Source organism: Mesorhizobium sp. (assembly GCF_005063415.1).
Lineage (GTDB): Bacteria > Pseudomonadota > Alphaproteobacteria > Rhizobiales > Rhizobiaceae > Mesorhizobium.
Map to the genome: position 1 here is coordinate 1 of NZ_SUEG01000455.1, position 207 is coordinate 207.

The following is a 207-nucleotide window of genomic DNA, read 5'->3' on the forward strand; positions in this document are numbered from 1 at the left end:
TTCGTCGACCTGTCGGATCTGCGCACGCATCTCCGGCCGTTCTACAGCGAGATCGGCCGGCCCTCGATCGATCCGGAACTGATGATCCGGATGCTTATCGTCGGCTACTGCTTCGGCATCCGTTCCGAGCGACGCCTCTGCGAGGAGGTGCATCTCAATCTTGCCTATCGCTGGTTCTGCCGGCTCGGCCTGGAAGGTGATGTCCCG

1 protein-coding gene is annotated in these 207 nt (G+C 61.8%); it reads left to right on the top strand.

Annotation, left to right across the window (positions count from 1 at the left end; genetic code table 11):
• The coding region (locus E5W70_RS33035; RefSeq protein WP_292665556.1) for a transposase at positions 1–207 on the top strand (207 nt) is incomplete at both ends.